At 56.0% G+C, this 20,342-nt stretch carries 21 protein-coding genes and 1 tRNA gene; 14 read left to right on the plus strand and 8 right to left on the minus strand.

The window, feature by feature from the left end:
* Window positions 1-164: 164 nt before the first annotated feature.
* Both DNI29_RS12565 and atpD read right to left on the minus strand, forming a co-directional pair.
* Window positions 165-404: a FoF1 ATP synthase subunit delta/epsilon gene (locus tag DNI29_RS12565; RefSeq protein ID WP_110978462.1), complete on the minus strand. Its 240-nt coding sequence runs from the start codon at window positions 402-404 to the stop codon at window positions 165-167.
* A 93-nt stretch (window positions 405-497) separates the two neighbouring features.
* A complete protein-coding gene (gene atpD, locus DNI29_RS12570; RefSeq protein WP_110978463.1) occupies window positions 498-2,003 on the minus strand; it encodes a F0F1 ATP synthase subunit beta in 1,506 nt (501 codons plus the stop codon).
* Between the two features lie 266 nt (window positions 2,004-2,269).
* Between atpD and DNI29_RS12575 the strand changes: the two genes are divergently transcribed.
* The 4 genes from DNI29_RS12575 (at window position 2,270) to pth (ending at window position 4,963) form a co-directional block, all read left to right on the plus strand.
* Window positions 2,270-2,342 (plus strand) — tRNA-Gln (locus tag DNI29_RS12575).
* Between the two features lie 91 nt (window positions 2,343-2,433).
* Entirely contained in the window at window positions 2,434-3,363 is a 930-nt protein-coding gene (locus DNI29_RS12580; protein WP_110978464.1) for a ribose-phosphate pyrophosphokinase, read from the plus strand.
* Window positions 3,364-3,573: 210 nt separating this feature from the next.
* The gene (locus DNI29_RS12585; RefSeq protein ID WP_110978465.1) at window positions 3,574-4,146 is read left to right on the plus strand and encodes a 50S ribosomal protein L25/general stress protein Ctc; all 573 of its coding nucleotides are present in this window, start codon (window positions 3,574-3,576) and stop codon (window positions 4,144-4,146) included.
* A 250-nt stretch (window positions 4,147-4,396) separates the two neighbouring features.
* A complete protein-coding gene (gene pth / locus DNI29_RS12590) occupies window positions 4,397-4,963 on the plus strand; it encodes an aminoacyl-tRNA hydrolase (protein WP_110978466.1) in 567 nt (188 codons plus the stop codon).
* A gap of 391 nt (window positions 4,964-5,354) precedes the next feature.
* Here pth and metG read toward each other — a convergent pair whose 3' ends face one another.
* Entirely contained in the window at window positions 5,355-7,400 is a 2,046-nt protein-coding gene (metG, locus tag DNI29_RS12600) for a methionine--tRNA ligase (RefSeq protein WP_110978468.1), read from the minus strand.
* A gap of 293 nt (window positions 7,401-7,693) precedes the next feature.
* Here metG and DNI29_RS12605 point away from each other — a divergent pair, with 293 nt between their 5' ends.
* Window positions 7,694-8,275 carry a hypothetical protein gene (locus DNI29_RS12605; RefSeq protein WP_110978469.1) on the plus strand — a complete coding sequence of 194 codons (582 nt, stop codon included), beginning with the start codon at window positions 7,694-7,696 and terminating at the stop codon, window positions 8,273-8,275.
* Window positions 8,276-8,376: 101 nt separating this feature from the next.
* Here DNI29_RS12605 and DNI29_RS12610 read toward each other — a convergent pair whose 3' ends face one another.
* A complete protein-coding gene (locus DNI29_RS12610) occupies window positions 8,377-8,727 on the minus strand; it encodes a hypothetical protein (protein ID WP_110978470.1) in 351 nt (116 codons plus the stop codon).
* Between the two features lie 75 nt (window positions 8,728-8,802).
* Window positions 8,803-9,597 carry a DUF3050 domain-containing protein gene (locus tag DNI29_RS12615; RefSeq protein ID WP_110978471.1) on the minus strand — a complete coding sequence of 265 codons (795 nt, stop codon included), beginning with the start codon at window positions 9,595-9,597 and terminating at the stop codon, window positions 8,803-8,805.
* Between the two features lie 447 nt (window positions 9,598-10,044).
* Between DNI29_RS12615 and typA the strand changes: the two genes are divergently transcribed.
* On the plus strand, window positions 10,045-11,853 hold the full coding sequence (gene typA, locus DNI29_RS12620; protein WP_110978472.1) for a translational GTPase TypA: 1,809 nt from the start codon (window positions 10,045-10,047) through the stop codon (window positions 11,851-11,853).
* A gap of 177 nt (window positions 11,854-12,030) precedes the next feature.
* Here the strand turns inward: typA and DNI29_RS12625 are convergent, their stop codons facing one another.
* Both DNI29_RS12625 and DNI29_RS12630 read right to left on the minus strand, forming a co-directional pair.
* Entirely contained in the window at window positions 12,031-12,363 is a 333-nt protein-coding gene (locus DNI29_RS12625) for a DMT family transporter (protein ID WP_110978473.1), read from the minus strand.
* 4 nt (window positions 12,364-12,367) lie between these two features.
* The gene (locus DNI29_RS12630) at window positions 12,368-12,649 is read right to left on the minus strand and encodes an acylphosphatase (RefSeq protein WP_110978474.1); all 282 of its coding nucleotides are present in this window, start codon (window positions 12,647-12,649) and stop codon (window positions 12,368-12,370) included.
* 159 nt (window positions 12,650-12,808) lie between these two features.
* Between DNI29_RS12630 and nagA the strand changes: the two genes are divergently transcribed.
* Together nagA and DNI29_RS12640 are read left to right on the plus strand one after the other, a co-directional pair.
* On the plus strand, window positions 12,809-13,942 hold the full coding sequence (gene nagA / locus DNI29_RS12635; RefSeq protein ID WP_162303600.1) for an N-acetylglucosamine-6-phosphate deacetylase: 1,134 nt from the start codon (window positions 12,809-12,811) through the stop codon (window positions 13,940-13,942).
* Between the two features lie 296 nt (window positions 13,943-14,238).
* Window positions 14,239-14,712 (plus strand): hypothetical protein, encoded by a 474-nt coding sequence (locus tag DNI29_RS12640; RefSeq protein ID WP_110978476.1) that lies wholly within the window; start codon window positions 14,239-14,241, stop codon window positions 14,710-14,712.
* Here DNI29_RS12640 and DNI29_RS12645 read toward each other — a convergent pair.
* A complete protein-coding gene (locus DNI29_RS12645) occupies window positions 14,651-15,589 on the minus strand; it encodes a TrmH family RNA methyltransferase (protein WP_238388080.1) in 939 nt (312 codons plus the stop codon). The two genes, DNI29_RS12640 and DNI29_RS12645, sit on opposite strands and share 62 nt — an antisense overlap.
* 54 nt (window positions 15,590-15,643) lie before the next feature.
* Here DNI29_RS12645 and DNI29_RS12650 point away from each other — a divergent pair, with 54 nt between their 5' ends.
* The 6 genes from DNI29_RS12650 to DNI29_RS12675 all read left to right on the plus strand — a co-directional run bounded on the left by DNI29_RS12650 (window position 15,644) and on the right by DNI29_RS12675 (window position 20,317).
* Window positions 15,644-17,128: a sensor histidine kinase gene (locus DNI29_RS12650; RefSeq protein WP_162303601.1), complete on the plus strand. Its 1,485-nt coding sequence runs from the start codon at window positions 15,644-15,646 to the stop codon at window positions 17,126-17,128.
* Between the two features lie 90 nt (window positions 17,129-17,218).
* A complete protein-coding gene (locus DNI29_RS12655; protein WP_110978479.1) occupies window positions 17,219-17,629 on the plus strand; it encodes a response regulator in 411 nt (136 codons plus the stop codon).
* Between the two features lie 395 nt (window positions 17,630-18,024).
* Complete coding sequence (locus tag DNI29_RS24740) at window positions 18,025-18,966, plus strand: hypothetical protein (protein ID WP_202910442.1); 942 nt, start codon at window positions 18,025-18,027, stop codon at window positions 18,964-18,966.
* A 99-nt stretch (window positions 18,967-19,065) separates the two neighbouring features.
* The gene (locus DNI29_RS12665; RefSeq protein WP_238388081.1) at window positions 19,066-19,797 is read left to right on the plus strand and encodes an endonuclease III domain-containing protein; all 732 of its coding nucleotides are present in this window, start codon (window positions 19,066-19,068) and stop codon (window positions 19,795-19,797) included.
* 46 nt (window positions 19,798-19,843) lie between these two features.
* On the plus strand, window positions 19,844-20,044 hold the full coding sequence (locus tag DNI29_RS12670; RefSeq protein ID WP_110978481.1) for a hypothetical protein: 201 nt from the start codon (window positions 19,844-19,846) through the stop codon (window positions 20,042-20,044).
* A gap of 3 nt (window positions 20,045-20,047) precedes the next feature.
* On the plus strand, window positions 20,048-20,317 hold the full coding sequence (locus DNI29_RS12675; protein WP_110978482.1) for a DUF167 domain-containing protein: 270 nt from the start codon (window positions 20,048-20,050) through the stop codon (window positions 20,315-20,317).
* Window positions 20,318-20,342 lie beyond the last annotated feature (25 nt).

Consider the following 20,342-nt stretch of genomic DNA (forward strand, 5'->3'; position numbering starts at 1 on the left):
AACTACTGTAATAAACTGAGCTGCAAGCTACACCAGTTGCAGCATTTATGTCTGCTTTACCCCTTTCCACTTTCAACTCGTCACTTCTTATCTGATGACCTATGCAAAAAGCCCCATGTCTGCTCTCAGACATGGGGCTTTGAAATAGATAAGCGGTTGGCAAGTTACGCCGAAGCGCCTTCAGCCAAAACAATAACGTTGTTGCGGAGAACTTCTACTACCCCGCCTTCAATGCGGAAGCTGGTGGCACCACCGTTCAGCACGATGTCGCCGGCTTGCAGCGCCGAAATCAGCGGAGCGTGGTTGTTGAGAACCTCAAACAGGCCATCAGCACCCGGAAACCGAGCCGATGTAACCTCGCCTTCAAACACCTTGCGGTCGGGCGTGATGATTTCCAGATGCATAGTCTTTTCAGTTGCCAGTTGTCAGTTACCAGTTGTCAGCAAGTAGTTCAGAGAAGAACCGGCAACTGACAACTGGCAACTGGTAACTGATAATTACTTGGCTTCCGCCATCAGCTTCTCGCCTTTCACCACGGCATCCTCAATGGTGCCTACCAGGTTGAAAGCGGCCTCGGGCAGGTGGTCGTACTTGCCGTCGATGATTTCATTGAAGCCTTTGATGGTATCTTTGATATCAACCAGAACGCCTTTCAGGCCGGTGAACTGCTCAGCCACGTGGAAGGGCTGCGACAGGAAGCGCTGCACGCGGCGGGCGCGGGTTACCGTCAGCTTGTCTTCCTCCGAGAGTTCATCCATACCCAGAATGGCGATGATGTCCTGCAGTTCTTTATAGCGCTGCAGAATTTCTTTCACGCGCTGGGCAGTACCATAGTGCTCCTGACCGATAACGGCAGGGTCTAGAATGCGCGAAGTAGAGTCCAAGGGGTCTACAGCGGGGTAAATACCCAACTCGGCAATCTTACGCGACAATACGGTGGTAGCATCCAAGTGAGCGAAGGTCGTCGCCGGAGCCGGGTCAGTCAAGTCGTCGGCAGGTACATATACGGCCTGTACCGAGGTGATAGAACCACGCTTCGTAGAGGTGATGCGCTCCTGCATAGCACCCATTTCGGTGGCCAGCGTGGGCTGGTAACCTACAGCCGAAGGCATACGGCCCAGCAGAGCCGATACTTCTGAACCTGCCTGAGTGAAGCGGAAAATGTTGTCGATGAAGAACAGGATGTCACGACCAGCACCGGTGCCGTCGCCGTCGCGGAAGCTTTCAGCAACCGTCAGACCCGAAAGGGCTACGCGGGCACGGGCTCCGGGGGGCTCGTTCATCTGGCCGAACACGAGGGTAGCCTTCGAGTCTTTCAGGGCTTCGGCATCCACCTTCGTGAGGTCCCAGCCACCTTCTTCCATCGAGTGCTTGAAGCCTTCGCCGTACTTAATTACGTCCGACTCGAGGAATTCGCGCAGCAGGTCATTGCCTTCGCGGGTACGCTCACCCACACCAGCAAACACCGACAGACCGCCGTAGGCCTTGGCGATGTTGTTTACCAGCTCCATGATCAGTACAGTTTTGCCTACCCCGGCACCACCGAACAAACCAATTTTACCACCCTTTACATAGGGCTCGAGCAGGTCAATTACTTTGATACCCGTGAACAGTACTTCCGACGACGTAGCGAGGTCTTCGAAAGCCGGGGCGCCGCGGTGAATGGGCAGGCCGCCGTCGCTCTGGGGCTGGGCAATGCCATCGATGGCATGACCGATAACGTTAAACAGACGACCGCGCACACCTTCGCCGGTAGGCATAGTGATGGGCGAGCCTAGGTCACGAACTTCAGCGCCGCGGGTCAGGCCCTCGGTCGAGTCCATGGCGATGGTGCGCACACGGTCTTCGCCCAGGTGCTGCTGGCACTCCAGCAGAACTTTTTGGCCGTTGTCTTTCGTGACTTCGAGGGCATCGAGAATGTTGGGAAGCTTAGAGCTTTCACCCGCGAAGCTCACGTCCACGACGGGACCGATAACCTGGGTGATTTTGCCGGTATTCGCCATTGCTTTTTATATAAGGGGATGGGTGCAACGTTTCAGGACGCAAAAGTACGGCTTAATCCCGGCATTGCCAAGACCCCTCTAAAGCCTGCTCCGTCAACTTTTTTTTCAGCGCCTGAAGACCTGAAAATCAGCTCAAAAAGCCATGTTGTCGGGCTTTTTGGGGGTAGCCTGACGAAAAATTTTTACCCGGAAATTTGCCTTGAATAAAAGCTGCCGTACATTTGCACAACCAAACGGCATACTTACACCGGTAGCCGCCTGGAAATTGTCCGATGGTGTAACTGGCAACACGCTTGATTTTGATTCAAGAAAGTCCAGGTTCGAGCCCTGGTCGGACAACCGACAAACCAACGCGAAAGGCGCTGATTCTTCCTGCCCCGGAAGAGTCAGCGCCTTTCGCTTTTTATTTCTCCCTCCACCTACCCCCTTCATGTCACAGCAGGTAAAAATTTTCGCGGGCAATGCCTCCCGCGAGCTGGGTGAACAGATTGCTGCCGCCTACGGCACCCAACTCGGCGACCTGAGCATTCAGCGCTTTGCCGATACTGAACTCGGTCCCAGCTTCAACGAAAGCATCCGGGGATGCGCCGTGTTCCTGATTCAGAGCACCAATCCTCCTGCCGAAAACCTCATGGAGCTGGCTCTGATGGTGGACGCCGCCAAGCGTGCTTCTGCTTACAAGGTAAACATCGTAATGCCCTACATGGGTTACGCCCGCCAAGACCGTAAGGATAAGCCGCGCGTGAGCATCGGGGCCAAGGTAGTAGCCAACATGATTCAAAGCGTGGGCGCCGACCGCATGATGACATGCGACCTGCACGCCGGCCAGATTCAGGGCTTCTTTGACATTCCGGTAGATCATCTGGACGGCGCCACTGTCACAGCTCCTTATATAAAGTCGCTGAACCTGGACAACCTGATTTTCGCTTCGCCCGACGTTGGGGGGGTAGTACGCACTCGGGCCTTCGCCAAGAAGTTCGGTGCCGAAATCGTGGTCTGCGACAAGATGCGTCTGCGGGCCAATGAAATTGCCTCTATGCAGGTAATCGGCGACGTAACGGGCATGAACGTGGTGCTCGTGGATGACATTGTGGATACCGCCGGCACCATCTGCAAAGCCGCCGAACTACTGATGGAGCGCGGAGCTAAATCGGTGCGGGCTGTTATTACTCACGGCGTGCTCAGCGGCCCGGCTCACGAACGGATTCGCAACTCGGCGCTTGAAGAGTTAGTGATTACGGACACGCTGCCGTTGAAAGAGGAAAACCACAAAATCAAGGTTATTTCCGTGGCCAGCTTGTTTGCGCAAGCCATTCGCAACGTGGTAACGCACGAGTCAATCAGCTCGCTGTTTATCTAAAACAGCAATAGTCTTTATTATTCATAGTAGAAGCGAAGGACCTCTACCGAATGTAACATCTTCGGTAGAGGTCCTTCGCTTTTGCTCTAGATGACAAGCGGAGATGCGCTGTGCATCATTCAAGCTTTCAACTCCCAAACAATACACTTATCTTTGCGGCCCGTTTGCCTGCTGTGGGTAAGCGTTTTTATCTTCCAAAGAACACGTTTTATGAAAAGCCTCGAGATTGTAGGGTTTAAAAGAGCGAATCTCGGTAAGAAGGATGCCAAGGCCCTGCGCCTGGAGTCCTACGTACCTTGCGTACTGTACGGCGGTGCTGAACAAGTACACTTCTCGGCTCCGGCCATTCTGTTCCGCGAGCTGCTGTACACCCCCGAGGTGCACATCGTTGAGCTAAACATTGAAGGCGACATCCGTCGCGCTATCGTGCAGGACGCCCAGTTCCACCCCGTGAACGAAATGCTGCTGCACGTTGACTTCCTGGAGCTGCAGGAAGGCAAAGAAGTGAAAATGGACGTGCCCGTGAAGTACGTAGGCACTTCGCCCGGCGTTCAGCAAGGTGGCAAGCTGGTAAGCAAGCTGCGTAAGCTGAAAGTAAAGGCTACTCCCGAAAACCTCCCCGACTTCGTAGAGGTAAACATTTCGGACCTGGGCCTGGGCAAGTCGATCAAAGTGAACAAAGTGGAAGCCCAAGGCTACACCATCCTCACCAACCCGCTGGCTCCTATTGCTACCGTGACCATCCCGCGTGGTCTGCGTGGCACGCTGCAGGCTGACAAATAAATCACGGATTAAGGCGGATTTTTCGGATTACACGGATACCGTGCCCGAGTTACTCCGTCTGCCGAAAGAAGCCGTTCTGCTTGCAGAGCGGCTTTTTTATTGTCAGCTGCCGACTGTCAGCCAATTTCCTACCCTTTACTCGAAGCTAAAGCCTTACTAAGCATCCTGCCCAGTAGAAGGAAGTTAAGTTGCAGGCTGGCTGACTAGCGAATCCGTGTAATCCGTTCAATTCGTCTAAATCCCTGATTTTATGAAGTTCCTTGTTCTGTGCCTAGGCAACATCGGGCCGGAGTACGCCGATACGCGGCACAACGTAGGGTTTATGGTAGGCGACTACCTGGCTAAGAAGTTTGAGGCTGCTCCGTTTGAGTTGGGCCGTCATGCTTTTAATACTGAAATCAGGCACAAGGGCCACACGTTTGCACTAGTGAAGCCTACCACCTACATGAACCTGAGCGGCAAAGCCGCAGCTCATTGGCTGAGCGCGCTGAAAATCCCGAAAGAGCAGATGCTGGTCATCACCGACGACTTAGCCCTACCCTTCGGAAAGCTGCGAATGAAGGGAAAAGGCTCGGCGGGCGGACAAAACGGCTTAAAACACATTCAGGAAACCCTGGGTACGGACGAGTACGCCCGCCTGCGCTTCGGCATCGACTCCAGCTTCTCGAAAGGCCGACAGGTAGATTACGTCCTTAGCCCCTTCTCCGCCGATGAAAAAATCGATTTGGAAGGCCGTCTAGAAAAAGCTGCCGAAGCCGTACTGCTGTTTGGCACCGTGGGCCTGGAGCGCGCCATGAATGTGGTAAACGTAAAGTAAGGGACTACTGCAGAAAATTTGACTGCCGGTATTTCACTATGACCGAGCAAATGCGAAGCAGCCCAGGCAATATTTTACTCACCCATGCAAGACCACATAACAGTAGGCAGAGGCCGATGTAAAACTTTATTGAAAGATAAAGTGGCTCCCGTCGGGTGGCAGTCATCAGTTTGATCCCACCCCATAGCAGGCCAAAAATAGCTAGTGCAATCAGTCCTGCTGTCAGCAGGATGGACTTACCAAGGTTTTGGGGTTCCAGTGGGATTTCGTGCATTGCATGGCTTGATAGCAGCAGCGCTAGATGGTAACCCAAACGAAATACAAATGGGCTGTCCTACTCTTTGAAGAGTAGGACAGCCCATTTGTATTTCGTTTGGGTTGAGGCGTCAGATTACGCCACCCCAGAGCCTGGGCGCACGGGGCTGCTAGGCTGCATCAAGCTCAGAGAGCCGTCAGCGTTTTCGGCCATCAGGAGCATGCCCTGGCTTTGGATGCCCTTGATTTCGCGGGGAGCAAGGTTGAGCAGCACTTGCACCTGCTGACCGATGAGGGCTTCGGGCAGGAAGTGCTCAGCAATACCCGAGACGATGGTGCGCGGCTCCTCGAAGCCGAGGTCAACACTTAGCTTCAGGAGCTTCTTGGTTTTGGCAACCTTCTCGGCGGCTACAATGGTCCCGATGCGCAGGTCCATGGTCTGGAACTGCTCAAAGCTGACGTCATCTTTGGCAGGAGCAGAAACGGCGGCGGCCAATTCGTTGGCTTTCTTGGTGTCGAGGAGTTTCTGTACCTGCGCTTCCACCGTGGCGTCTTCGATTTTTGTAAACAGAAGGGCGGCTTCAGCTAGCGGATGCCCGGCAGCCAGCAAATCGGGGCGGCCGGCTTGCGGCCAGGTGACCTTCTCGGTATTGAGCATGGCGCCGAGGCGGGCGGCGGCCGTAGGCAGGAACGGTTCCATCAGGGTAACCAGGCTGGTCGCCAGCTGCAGGGCTACATGCAGAACGGTACCCGTGCGCGCCGCATCCGTCTTGATGAGCTTCCAGGGCTCCATATCGGCCAGGTACTTGTTACCTAGCCGCGAGAGGTTCATAAGCTCGTTCAGTGCGTCGCGGAAGCGGTAATTATCAATCAACTCCCCAATGCGCGCCGGGAACTCCTGGAGTTGACGTAGCACGTCTTCGTCCTCGGTGGTAAAGCCTACGGCAGCCGGCACTTTGCCTTCGAAGAATTTGTGGGTGAGTACCACGGCCCGGTTCACGAAGTTGCCCAGGTTGGCTACCAGCTCGTTGTTGTTGCGGGCCTGAAAATCCTTCCAGGTGAAGTCGTTGTCTTTGTTTTCTGGGGCGTTGGCGCAGAGTACGTAGCGCAGCACATCGGCTTGGCCAGGGAAATCCTGCAGGTACTCGTGCAGCCACACCGCCCAGTTGCGCGAGGTTGAAATCTTGTCGCCTTCCAGATTTAGAAACTCGTTGGCCGGCACATTATCGGGCAGAATGTAGTCGCCGTGGGCCTTGAGCATCGCTGGGAAGATGATGCAGTGGAATACGATGTTATCCTTACCAATGAAGTGCACCAGCTTCGTGCCCTGATCTTTCCAATAGGTTTCCCAGGTATCGGGCAGCAGGTCTTTGGTGGCTGAGATATAGCCGATGGGGGCATCGAACCACACGTAGAGCACTTTGCCCTCGGCTCCTTCCACCGGCACCGGCACGCCCCAGTCCAGGTCGCGGGTTACGGCGCGAGGCTGCAGGCCCTGGTCAATCCAGGATTTGCACTGCCCATACACGTTGGTTTTCCAGTCTTGCTTGTGGCCTTCCACAATCCACTCGCGCAGCCAAGGCTCGTACTGGTCCAGGGGCAGGTACCAGTGCTTGGTTTCGCGCAGCACCGGCTGGTTGCCCGAGAGCATGGAACGAGGATTAATCAGTTCCGTAGGGCTGAGCGAAGTGCCGCACTTCTCGCACTGGTCACCGTAGGCATTTTCATTGCCACAGTTTGGACAGGTGCCTACGATGTAACGGTCGGCCAGAAACTGGTCGGCTTTCTCATCATAGTATTGCTGCGAGGTTTGCTCAATGAATTTCCCTTCCTCGTAGAGCTTGCGGAAAAAGCCGCTGGCTACCTCAGCGTGCGTTTGGGAGGAGGTACGAGAATAGATATCGAAGGAGATGCCAAAATCTTGGAAAGAGTCGCGGATGATGGCGTTGTACTTATCGACCACCTGTTGGGGCGTCACGCCTTCCTTCTGGGCCCGAATTGTGATGGGCACCCCGTGCTCATCGGAGCCGCACACGAATTTCACGTCGCGCTGCTGGGCACGCAGGTAACGGGCATAGATATCGGCAGGAATGTACACGCCGGCCAAGTGACCGATGTGAACAGGACCGTTGGCATAGGGCAGGGCCGCCGTGACGGTATAGCGTTGGGGAGCAGAAGACATATAGAAAGCGGAAATCGAATTTTCAAAACAAACCCAACCTAGGGGCCGGGCAATGGGAGTGCAAAGGAACAAGTAAAAAGAGGAATCAGGCTTATTCCTTGTCCATGGCTGAGTTGCTACCCCTTAGCCTATGCGTACTTCGGCTAGCATGCATTTACGTGCTGGGCTACCCTAATTAGGCAGAGGACACTCTTTCCTAAAACAACTCGGCCTTAAAATCCTTTTACGCTCCAGCCACTTATAGTGGAGTTTTACCGTATTTGAAGACGCATCTCCCTACAAACGCTTGCATTATGAAAAACCAGAAGGAAAAACCTGCCAAAAAGGAAAAGTTGGAAAAAGACCCGGCCGAGAAAGCTCAGCGTAAAGCGGCTAAGGCAGAGGAATCCGCTTCTTCTACTATTACAGAGGCACGTAACAGCAAGAAAACCAACCAGAAAAAAGCTCTCAAAACGGCCGCCAAGCACCTGCAGAAACAGCTCGACGACCGGATTGATGAGGTAGTAAAACGGATTCGGAAGGAAACGAAGGCCAAGTTGAAGGAGGTAGTAAAAGACGCTACCCGACGCCTCGACGTGGACATCGAACAGTTGTTTGAGGAAGCGCTACACACCATCGTGCGCCACCACGAAGCCGGTACCCCTGGCGCCTCAGATAGTTTTTCTACACTAGCAGAGACTTCCACAGCTACCACCGACCTGCCTGAGGCGCCACCGGTATCCGCCGCTCGGCCCAGCCGCTCAGCAGCAGCCAAAGTTTCGCCGACGGCCGCTCGGCCCAGCCGCTCACGGTCATCAGTTAAAAAACCGGCTTCCAATAACACGCCCTCCCCTACCCCCGATAACGGCTCCATCATCAACGAGGTAGGGCTGTAATAGCTGCTTCCCTATCTACCGTTTCAAGAAAAAGGCCCACTGCCAAAAGCAGCGGGCCTTTTTCTTGAAACGGTTCCTTGCTCGATGCGGAGGTAAGCTGCTTATTGCCGGGGTAGGCGCAAGGTATCGGCTGGGGCACCATTAAGCCGGCGTAGCCGGGTTTCGGGTGAGGTGGTGTTGTTGTCGTTAGTGTTGAGACTTTCAGGGCGCTTGCGGGAATTGATGCCGCTAGCCTGTTCGCCCAGAAGCACGCGGCCAGGGGTGGCGTCGGGCACAGAGCCGCCATAGCCCGCGTTGCTGTTGTACGCGGCCTGCCGGTCGGCATCAGTGAGAATCCGAGTGGGTGGACGCCGCACGGCACTTTCCTCGCCGGTAGTTTCCTGTGATGTAGTACAAGCCGCCAGCAAAGCCAGCGCAGGAAGGGTAAATCGAATATAGGAAGGCAGGTTCATGGCCGTAACAAGAGAAGCCAGCTCCACGTGGGCTGGCTTCCTTGCTAACGGGCTGGCGGTCGGGAGGTTGGCCCCCTACCCCTGTGTTTGGGCTAAGTCGGCCCGGATACCATCCCAGAGAGACACGCGGGCCTGCATGCAGCGGGCTGCCACTTCACGGCTTTCCTGCCAGCGTTGGGCATCGGTGCCGCAAAGCTCCCTCACCATTTGCTGGGCCAGAGGCGTATGCACCTCCTCGTCCAACTGAATATGACGGTCTAGGTAGTACGTAAAGGTGTCGAGCTGACCGGGGAAGCGCTGGCGCAGATCGTGCACCAAATGGCGGAACATATCCGGAATAACATCTTCCCGGCCAAAGGTGAAGGCCGCTGCAACTGCGTGCGGTTTACCTGATTCAATAATGCGGAAGGTATCCAGCACAAACTCCTGCACGGAAGCTGGGGCCTGCGCTTTCACCAAAGCCTCCCTTACCGTGTTGCCCTCGGCTAAAGCTGCCAATAGCTGCTCAATGGGAGCGGTGTCGGCGCCGCACTCACGCATGGACCGCAAATACAGCTCAAAATGGCTGGCGGGGTTGCCTTCGGGGTCCACGTCCGTTTCTTCTTCCAGCACAATATCGTTGATGAGGCGACGGGTGGTAGGGTTGCCACGCGGCACCCACGGCACGTCCACGCAAGTGAGCTCCCGCTGCAGGGCTTTCAGCAACGACATGAAGTCCCACACGGCAAATACATGGTGCTGCATAAACACGCGCAGATCATCGAGGGAATGTAATGACTGGTACACGCCGTGCGCTACCAGTTGCTGACGGGCGGGTGCCAGTGCTTCCTGCAGCTCGGCAATGGAATCAGAATGAACCTGGGTTGACATAGGGAAACTGAAAACGGTACTGCGGAGCTTATGCCCCGAGGCATCAACAAACGAAATGAGCCGTTGGATTGGATTTGGCAACGAACGGTTCGCAAAGGTAGAAACGCAGGGCAAGCAAACTGCCGAATGGTTTGGGTTGGGAAGTCAGCCCAGGCCGCTAAATTTCGGATGGTTACAGCCTGCGGCAGGGGTAGGGCACGGTGCCTAGCAAAGAATTTCTTCTCACCTCTTCTCTCAGGAGACACAAGCCATCAGAGCCTAGTGCCACGGGGAGCCGTACGCCCGAAACTACGCTGCATAGCTATTTCTATATGCTGGCGGGAACCTCAGCTACCCAACGAGTTGTCTGTTTTCTCACTTGCAGTTTCTTCCTCTCTCATTAACAATTAATTACTGCGAGTTATTGCGCTAAACATTCCGTACCTTTGCGCCCGGAAAACCCTTTGTATGCAGAACATTCGGAATATCGCCATTATTGCGCACGTTGACCACGGCAAGACTACGCTGGTGGACAAGATCATTCACGCCTCGAAGCTTTTCGACGAACACCAGCAGTTCGACGACCTGATTCTGGACAACAATGATCTGGAGCGTGAGCGGGGCATTACTATCGTCTCCAAGAACGTATCGGTACGGTACAAAGACGTAAAAATCAACATCATTGACACCCCTGGTCACGCCGACTTCGGCGGCGAAGTGGAGCGTGTACTGAAGATGGCCGACGGCGTATTGCTGCTCGTCGATGCCTTCGAAGGTGCCATGCCCCAAACGCGCTTCGTACTGGGCAAAGCCATTGACTTGGGCCTGAAGCCCATCGTGGTGGTGAACAAAGTAGATAAGGAAAACTGCCGTCCCGACGAGGTGCATGAGCAGGTTTTCGACCTGATGTTCAACCTTGGTGCCACTGAAGACCAGCTGGACTTCGTGACGCTGTACGGCTCTTCGAAGCAGGGCTGGATGAGCACCGACTGGAAAGTAAAAACCGACAGCATCATTCCGCTGCTCGACGCCGTGGTAGAATCTATCCCGGCTGCCCCCCAGCTGGAAGGTACCCCACAGATGCAGGTTACCTCGCTCGACTACTCATCGTTCGTGGGTCGTATCGCCATCGGCCGTGTGCACCGCGGTACGCTGCGTGAAGGCGCCAACATGAGCCTGATCAAGCGCGACGGCACCATCAAGAAGGTGAAGATTAAGGAGCTGCAGGTATTCGAAGGTCTGGGCAAAAACAAGGTGGCAGAGGTTAGCTCCGGCGAAATCTGCGCCGTAACCGGCATCGAAGGCTTCGATATTGGCGACACCCTCGCCGACGCCGAAAACCCCGAAGCTTTGCCGACCATCAGCATCGACGAGCCGACGATGAACATGTTGTTCACCATCAATAACTCGCCGTTCTTTGGTAAAGAAGGTAAGTTCGTGACCTCGCGCCACCTACGTGACCGTCTGTTCAAGGAAACTGAAAAAAACCTGGCCCTGCGCGTGAAAGAAACCGACCGTGAAGACACCTTCCTGGTGTACGGCCGTGGTATCCTTCACTTGTCAGTACTCATCGAGACTATGCGTCGCGAAGGGTTCGAATTGCAGGTAGGCCAGCCGCAGGTACTGTTCCGTGAGGACGAAGACGGCAACCGCCTGGAGCCTATCGAGCACTTGGTAGTTGACGTACCGGAGGAAACCGCCGGTAAGGTTATCGAACTGGTAACCATGCGCAAAGGCGAGCTGACTATCATGGAGCCGAAAGGTGACCTACAGCACTTGGAGTTCAACATTCCGGCTCGTGGCCTGATTGGCCTGCGCAACAACGTGCTGACCGCCACCGCTGGTGAGGCCATCATGAACCACCGCTTCTCGGCTTACGAGCCTTACAAAGGCGTAATCCCGGGCCGTATCTCTGGTTCGCTGATTTCGATGGAAACGGGCCCTGGTACCGCATACACCATCGACAAGATGCAGGACCGTGGTGAGTTCTTCGTTGATCCGGGTGAGGAAGTATATGCTGGCCAGGTTATCGGCGAGCACACTCGCCCCAACGATTTGACCATCAACATTCAGAAAGGCAAGAAGCTCACCAACATGCGTGCTTCGGGCTCGGATGAAAACGTGAAAATCGTACCCAAGCGTCAGTTCTCGCTGGAAGAAGCCATGGAATACATCCAGAAGGATGAATACCTGGAGGTAACGCCGAAGTCGGTGCGGATGCGTAAAATCCTGCTCGACGAGAACGAGCGTCTGCGCTCAGCCAAGAAAGTAGACTAAGCTTTTTGCTTACTGAATAAAAAAGGGGCACAGCCAATGGCTGCGCCCCTTTTTTATTCTTTTTGCTATAGCTATTGCTTACTGAAGCGCGCTTATCGACACTACCACTCTCCTATTCAACAATATCACAGTTTGTAGCATACCAAAAATACTCATGGCCTCGGAACAGCATGCTCCTCAGTGTGCTGATGTTTTGGAGAAGACGTTGATAACGATGACGCCAGCCAGAATCAGCCCTAAACCGATTAGGGCCGGGGCATCTGGTATCTGCCGGTAAAACACTACCCCTGCCAGCGTAATCAATACAATTCCAATGCCCGACCAGACTGCGTAGGCTATGCCCATTGGAATACTTTTGAGGGTTACGCTTAATAAGTAAAAAGCCAGCCCGTAGCCCACTACCACCACAATACTTGGCCATAGTCGGGTAAACTGCTCGGAGGCCTTCAGAGCAGTAGTGGCAGCCGTTTCAGCCAGAATAGCCAGTAGTAGATAGAGCCAGTATTTCATCGTCCTATTTGCCTCGAACGACTTCAAACTCGCCATAGCCTTGTACGGAGCCAGACTGTACTTCCACTGACTTTACCCGCGCGGCGGGCGGCCCTTTTCGGCACCAGGTTTCCAGCGCGCTTAGGGCTTCCGGGGTGCCTTCGGCTTCCACCGTAACAGTGCCATCGGGGTTGTTTCGGACCGTGCCGACCAATCCCAACCGACGGGCTTCTTGCTGGGTACTCTGGCGGTAGAAAACGCCTTGCACATGGCCTTGAACGAGAATTGTGCGGTGCTCTGTCTGCATAGACCAAGGGGGGTAGTGAAATGAAAGGCAAGCGCCAATAGGGTTTCTGGTACGCAGCAGGGGTAGGCGCGTTGACATATGGCTTTGCGACGGCCGCGAAAGTGTAGCATCTTCCGGGCTTTACCGTATGCACCTTGTCATTCACTTGCCTCCTACTCCGTGCGCTATCTTCTCCGCAACTGCACCCTTTACACCGGAACTACGGTGCTTCATCATCATGCCCTGCTTGTTCAGGAAGGCCGGATTGCAGCCATCTTACCCGAGTTGGTGGCCCCCGATGATGTGCTTGCAGTAGATGGGCGCGGCCTGAGCGTGGCACCGGGCCTGCTGGATTTGCAGATATACGGCGCCGAGGGGCAGCTTTTTTCGGTGTCACCAGGCGTCGAGTCACTGGAAGCGCTGGCCCGGCATACCTTCTGGCATGGCACTACTGGCTTCATGGCTACTATGCCCACTAACTCCCTGCATATGATGCACCGGGCACTGGAAGTAGGCCTGGAGTTTTGTAAACAGCAGCCGGGGTTATTGGGTATCCATCTGGAAGGCCCATACATCAACCCCGTTAAAAAAGGAGCCCACCAGGAAGAGTTTATTCATGCGCCTACGGTAGCAGAAATAGAGGAACTGCTTATGCGGGCCGATGGCATGCTAAAGATGATGACGCTAGCCCCTGAAGTTGCTACCCCTGCGGTTGTGGCCAAGCTGCGCGAGGCCGGGGTGATCCTGTCGGCGGGTCACTCTAATGCCACTTATGCCCAGGCTACAGCTGGTTTCCAGAACGGCTTTGGGGCCGCCACCCATCTGTTCAATGCTATGTCGGGGCTGCAGGGGCGAGAGCCGGGCTTGGTGGGGGCCGTGTATGATGCATCGGCGGCTCAAGCCAGCATCATTGCCGACGGTGTGCACTGCGACTTTGCCTCCGTGCGCATCAGCAAAAAGCTGATGTCAGAACGCCTGTTCCTAATTACCGATGCCGTTACGGAAAGCCAGCAGGGCGCTTACCGCTTCCAGCGCCAAGGCAACCATTTCGTAGACGAGCAGGGCACCTTGGCAGGCTCGGCCTTGACGCTTCCCTTGGCCGTGCGCAACTGCGTGGAACAAGTAGGCTTGCCGCTGGCTGAGGCCCTTCGTATGGCTTCCCTTTATCCGGCTCGTGTGCTAGGACTCGACGACCAATTGGGCTTACTGGAAACAGGCTATACCGCTGACTTTTGGCTGTTTGATGAGGATGTAAACCCTGTTGCTACGGCTCGCGCCGGCGAGCTAATGTGGCATTCAGAAAAGAGCAAATAAGTGTGTGCTTCCGGCCGAAAACCTATTTTTCGCAGCAGTATTCCTACTTCCAACCAGTGGAATTAATTTACTGTCTATCCAGGATTACTGAGCTATAGCTCGTATTGCACAGAAGTAAGACTTCTGGTACTTTTGAAGGACATGCCCGTTTCAGCAACCGTACGGAAGCTGAGCGGGCTTTTCTCTATCCTAAGTTTTAAGTGCCTGTGCTGAAACGTTTACTTATTGTTACCCTCCTCACAACTACCTGTTTTTCGTTTGCCTCCGCCCAGGACGTTGCGACAACCGCTGCCGCTATGAACCTGAAACCTGCTCCGTATGAGTATCGGCTTTCGGAGTTGGGCTTTGAGGAAACCTATGGCTTCAACGACACGGCCCGGGCCGTTATCCGGCTTTACTACGCCAAGTGGAAAACCGGCCTCAGGATTATGCAGTTTTCCGGGGCGCCGGTGCCTATCGTGAGCGTGCTGGGCAAACACTATAACCCTGATCCGCGCACGGGCGGCGTGGCCCCCAACTACAATTCCTATTACTATGACCCTTGGGTCGCCCCTGTGGCCTTCAGTCTCCTAGGCGTTTCGGCTTTTGGCTTTGGTAAGACTACCGCCTGGAATCGCAGGCAGCTTTACCATACCATCCGGCAGTACCGGGCCAGCCATCAGCTGCCCAAGCAAGTGACACCGGCTCTACTTACATCTTACCTGCGGATTATAACTGAGGAGGATAACCAGCGCCTTCCTCCTCCCGCTGCCGCACGGCCTCAAAAGTGAGGATGGCTGTGGCCGTACTCACATTCAATGAATCAATGGCGCCCCGCATAGGAATGATGATGGTATGGTCGCAGGCCTGCATCAGCTCAGGAGTCAGGCCATCGGCTTCGGTACCCATTACCAAGGCCGTTGGCCCGCGGAAGTCGCAGGTGGTATAAGGCACGGCGCGCTCGGTGAGGGCGGCGGCGTAGGTTTTAATACCCTTGCGCTGGCACCAATCCAGCAGCTCGGTGCGGGTAGTGGCAATGGTGGGCACCGTGAACGAGCACCCGATGCTGCTGCGGATAGCATTGGGGTTGAATAGGTCCGTGCGCGGGTCGCAGACGATGACGGCCGTCGCCTGGGCAGCATCAGCCGTGCGCAGAATAGCGCCCAGGTTGCCTGGTTTCTCCACGGCCTCCAGCACCAACAGCAGAGCTGCGGCTGGCAGTTGCAACTCGTCGAGGGTAAGGCGGGGTGGCTCAGCCAGGGCCAGCACTCCATCGGAACCTTCGCGGTAAGCTACTTTCTCAAACACCGCTTTTGATACATCGAACCACTCGGTTTGCCCGCTGCCGAACAGTGTCCGCAGCTGCTGCAGCCGCTCGGGGCCGGCTAGGTCAGGGCACACGAACAGGGCGGGCACTACTACCCCTGCCCCGTGAGCAATAGTCAGTTCCCGCAGCCCCTCAATAATGGTCAGTCCCTGCGCACGCCGCTCCGAGGACTTCTGCTGGAGCTTGAGCAGGTTTTTGATGCGCGGATTCTGGGGGCTGGTAATCGGGTCGGGCATGAGGGCAATGGCTGGCGATGAGGGGGTAGCAATGCTATGTGCACCGCTTTCCGGCCCGAAGATACGCACCCTACCTGCCTCAGCCCAGGAAAAGGCATGCAGCAAAGCGACTCAGCCCGTACCTTGCAGACCGTAATTTTTTTGGCAGCACTACTACCTATGGGGCTCAAGCTAAACACCAAAATCATTCTGGGCTTCATCATTGCCGTAGGCGTGCTGCTGCTGACCTCAGCGGTATCGTGGTACAGCATTCAGCAACTGGCCTACTACACGCAGCGGGTGGAGCACACCTATCAGGTGTTGCAGGGCACGGCTAACCTGCGCACCCACATGCGCGATGCCCAAAGTCACATTCGTAGCTACTTGCTGCTCAACGATACGTCGGCCCTGACCAGCTTCCGGCGGGTATTGCCCGAGTCGGAGGCTGATTATCAGCTCCTGCGCAGCTTCACTTTCGACAATCCAAGTCAGCAGTACCGGCTCGATACGCTGCATAAGACAATGGCCGCCGAAATAGCCTACCTCAGCCAGTGGCCCCAACGCACCCCAAGCAATGAGGCCGTGCGGGAGCTGGTACGCGGCGACCAGAACCGGCAGCAACAGCTCCGGAACTTGCTGAACCGTATGCACTCCGAGGAGCAAGCCCTACTGCGGGAGCGGCGGAAGCAGCAGGATTTCTTTGAAAACACTACCCCCCTGGCCATTGTCGTATCGGCGGTGCTGGCGGCCATCATTGTGCTGTGGCTTTTTCGGAAAATCACGAAGGAAGTGCGAGCCAATGAGGAGTTGCAGCAGGAACTGGCCCGTAACAACGATGCGGTAGCCCGGCGCATTCACATCATTGAGGAGCTAGCCAACAAAGTGGTGGAGGGCGACTACTCGGTGCAAATAACCGACGTGGAAAAAGACAGCCTCGGCAACTTAGCTACAGCTCTCAACCGCATGACCCAGACCCTGGATACCAGCTTCACGGCCCTGGAAAACCGCAACCGCGAGCTAGACCAATTTGCCTACGTGGCCTCTCACGACCTGAAAGCGCCCCTGCGTGGGGTAGTAACGGTGGTAAAATGGATTGAGGACGAACTGCCCCACGAGCTGAGCCCCCAGATGCGCCAGTACCTCGACATGATGAAGGGCCGGCTGCACCGCCTCGAAGACCTGATTAATGGCTTGCTGGCTTATGCCCGCGCCGGCCGCACCGAGCAGCCGCTAGAGCCTGTGGAGGTACAGCAGCTGATACAGGAAGTTTCCGAGCTAGTGGTTCCGCCCACGTTCCGGGTGGAAACGCCTACCTCCCTGCCTACGTTTAACACCGACCGCCTCAGCCTGCAGCAGGTATTTACCAACCTGATGGGCAACGCCGCCAAATATCACAACCGCCCCGACGGCCTGATTACCGTAAGCTGCCGAGACATTGGTGAGTGCTACGAGTTTCGGGTGCAAGACGACGGCCCCGGTATTGCGCCGCAGTTTCACCAGAAGGTTTTCCTGATGTTTCAAACCTTACGCGACCGAAACACCGCGGAAAGCACCGGCATTGGCCTGAGCATCGTAAAACGCATCATCGAAGAAAAGAAAGGTACCATTCACATCGAATCGGAAGAAGGCGCCGGGGCCACTTTCGTTTTCACTTGGCCCAAATAGGAAATGGTAAAGCGGTGGGGTTGACGCTCAGGCAGCGCGAACACGCCGGTAAAATCTTGTCACCATTTCACCACCTCACTATCTCACCTCATGCGCTCTGTACTACTCGTTGAAGACGATTTTTTTGACACGATGACGGCCCAGAAGGCCTTTGAGAAATTCAGCGTTCCGCATAAACTGTATACAGCTTTCAATGGGCTGGAAGCGCTGGACATGCTACTAGGCAGCAATGGCGTAGAGCCCATCCGTCCCTTGCCTGAGGTGATTCTGCTGGATTTGAACATGCCCAAGATGAACGGGCACGAGTTTCTGGCCGAAATCCGAAATCATCCGGAGCTGAGTACCATTCCGGTTTTCATCACCACTACCTCGGGCATGGATGTGGACCGCCTGAACGCCCAGAACTTGGGGGTCAGCGGCTATATCCTGAAACCCCTGGATTTTGAAACCAGCGCCAATATGGTAGACAGCATCAACCTGCTGGAAAAATTGCTGCGCTAAAGCACAGGGCAATTAAAGAGAGTAAGTAATGAGTGAAAAGAGCTGCTATTGCTCGTGAGGCTCAGAACAACGTAGCGAAAAACCCACTTCTATCCATACCTCTTTGTAGGCATAGGCCTTAGTAAAACAAGGTAGGTAGGCGGGGTTATGCAACCATTTGGGGGTAGGCGGAATCTGCTGAGAATACAGCAGACTCTTGGTTCTTTTCCGGCTATGAAGGTTGCTTATACAGCGAAAACGGATTATTTCGTTTGCTTCGTAGGCCGGGCACCTTCGCCGGGGGCTGGCTGTTAGCATGGAACTCGTCGGTACTGCAGCCCGCAGAGTGTAGCTGTTCCCACAGATTCCTGTTCCGGCGCCTGTTTCCTCCCGACTTTACCGCTTTACTTGCCTGTATGTCGTTTCGCTCTCTCTCCCTATTGCTGCTGTGCACGGTGGCAGTGCCTGCTCTCGCCCAGCAAACTCCACGCGAGCTAAATACCTTGCCCGGCGCGCCCCGCCCGGTCCCTACCCCACCGGCCACCGTTAACCCGGCCCCGGCCGCTACTCCGGCTGCCCCCGCGCCGGCTCCAACGGCTGTGGCTCCGCCCGCAGTGCCGGATTCTGCGCGCCGCCAGGCGCCGGCACAGGCGCAGTTGCCGCCGGCCAACACCACCCGCTACGCCGTAGGCCTCAAAAACGGCCAGGTGCTGCGCGGCTACGATGTAGAGTTGAAGCAGCCTTTGCTCGGCCGCACCTTCGTGCTGGTTGACGGGCAGCAGCGCCTCGACTTGAACGACGTGCGCTACTACGAGGATGAAACCGGCTTCTATGTGCGTACTACCCTGCCCGGCCGCTCGAAGCGCGAAAGCACTCTGCGCCGCGACCGGGTGGGCCGCATCAGCCTCTACTCTATTACCAGCCAGCAGTACATGAACAACCCCTACGGCTACAGCCCTTACGGCATGGGCCGCTATGGCTACGGCTACCCTTACGGCGGCTATGGTGGGTTTGGGGGCTACCGCACGGTGCGCCAGGAGTATTTCAGCAAAGACAACGGCCCTATTCAGGACCTAAGCATCCGGAACCTGCAGCTAGCTACTACTGATAACCCCGGTGCCCAGCAACTGCTGGCCAACGCCCGGCGCTACCAGCGCATCACCACCCTCAGCTACATTGGGGCAGGCGGGCTGATGCTGGCCGGGGTGCTTTCCAGCTTCGGCGGCAACAACGGCTTCTCGGTGTCGCCGCTGATGTACGCGGCCATTCCGCTGGCCGTGGTGCCGCTGGTTATTGGCGGCAAGCAGCAAAACAACGTCCGGCAGGCAGTGCTGCTCTATAACCGGGGAAATCTGTAACCAGCTTTTGTATTTTTAGAAAAGCCCTGGCCTTATAAGCCGGGGCTTTTTTGTAGGATGAGCTTAACCCCTTCCCCGGCTTGTTGCGTACGCATTAGGGTGGCATCCTCTTCCCTACCCCTGACCTCCGATCCAACCTTTTTTGCCCGCCAAGAGCTGGCTCTGTGGGCGCACGAGCGGCTATGCGCGGAGTACGGAGCACCCTTCCGGTTTTTCAGCTCCAAAGACCCGCTCAGCGAGCTGATCAGTTCCATGCTCTCGCACCGCACCCGCAACCAAGATTCGCATCGGGCCTACCAGCAGCTGCGGGCCCGCTTCCCTACCTGGGACCTAGTGCGCGACGCGCCCACCGCTGAGGTAGAGGAAGCCATCAGCCCGTGTACCTGGCCAGAGCAAAAAGCGCCGCGCCTGCAGCAGGTGCTGCGCGAGGTAAGCCAGCGCTGCGGCGGGCCCTGCAACCTGGAGTTTCTGGCCGAGCTACCCATTCCGGAGGCGCGGGCCTGGTTGGAGGAGCTGCCGGGGGTAGGCCGCAAAACCAGCGCCGCCGTACTCCTGTTCAGTACCCTGCGCCTGCCGGCCATGCCCGTCGATAGTCATCACCACCGCGTGGCCCAGCGCCTGGGGCTGATTGGTCCGAAAGTAGGCGAAGCAGCTGCACACGCCCTTCTGGAAGCCCTGCTCCCGGTGGGCTGGGATGCCCAGCAGGTATACGACCACCACGAGGCCCTGATGTTTCATGGGCAAAAATGCTGCTACTTTCACACCCCCGCCTGCGGCCGCTGCGTAGTCCTGAGTCGCTGCCCTTTCGGGCAGGCTCGCGTGAACACCTAACCTCTCCTACCCTGTCCTCGTCCCGCAACCTCCTCCTTTTCTAGTCATGAAAACGACCTACGGCCTGCCTGCTTTGCTTTCCGCTTTTTTCCCTGGCCTGGGCCAGTTGGTAAAGGGCCAGATTCTGAAGGCTATTCTTATTTGGCTGGTGGGCGGAGCTGTTGGGTTTCTGCTTGGCTGGACGATTATCGTGCCCGTGGCCCTCTGGGCCTGGAACGTGTACGATGCTTACAACGACCCCGCTTAACCCGTGCCGGTTCTGCACCTGAAAGCCAAACCCAACGGCCGCCGCAACCAGCTGGAAATTGCTCCCGATGGCAGCGTAACCGTGCGCCTGAACGCGCCCGCCCAGGATGGCAAGGCCAACGCCTGCCTGCTCAGCTACCTCTCTGACGTATTCGGGGTAGCAAAATCCAGCCTGACGCTGCTCAGCGGGCACACTGCACCATTCAAGAAAGTAGAGGTAGGCGGCCTCTCTCCCGATGAGTTTGAAGCGGTGTTAGCCCGTTTTCGGGGGTAGGCAAAGTCGGAGAAAGGTGCATCCT

Origin of the sequence: Hymenobacter sediminis, from assembly GCF_003231285.1 — a bacterium.
Classification (GTDB): Bacteria; Bacteroidota; Bacteroidia; order Cytophagales; family Hymenobacteraceae; genus Hymenobacter; species Hymenobacter sediminis.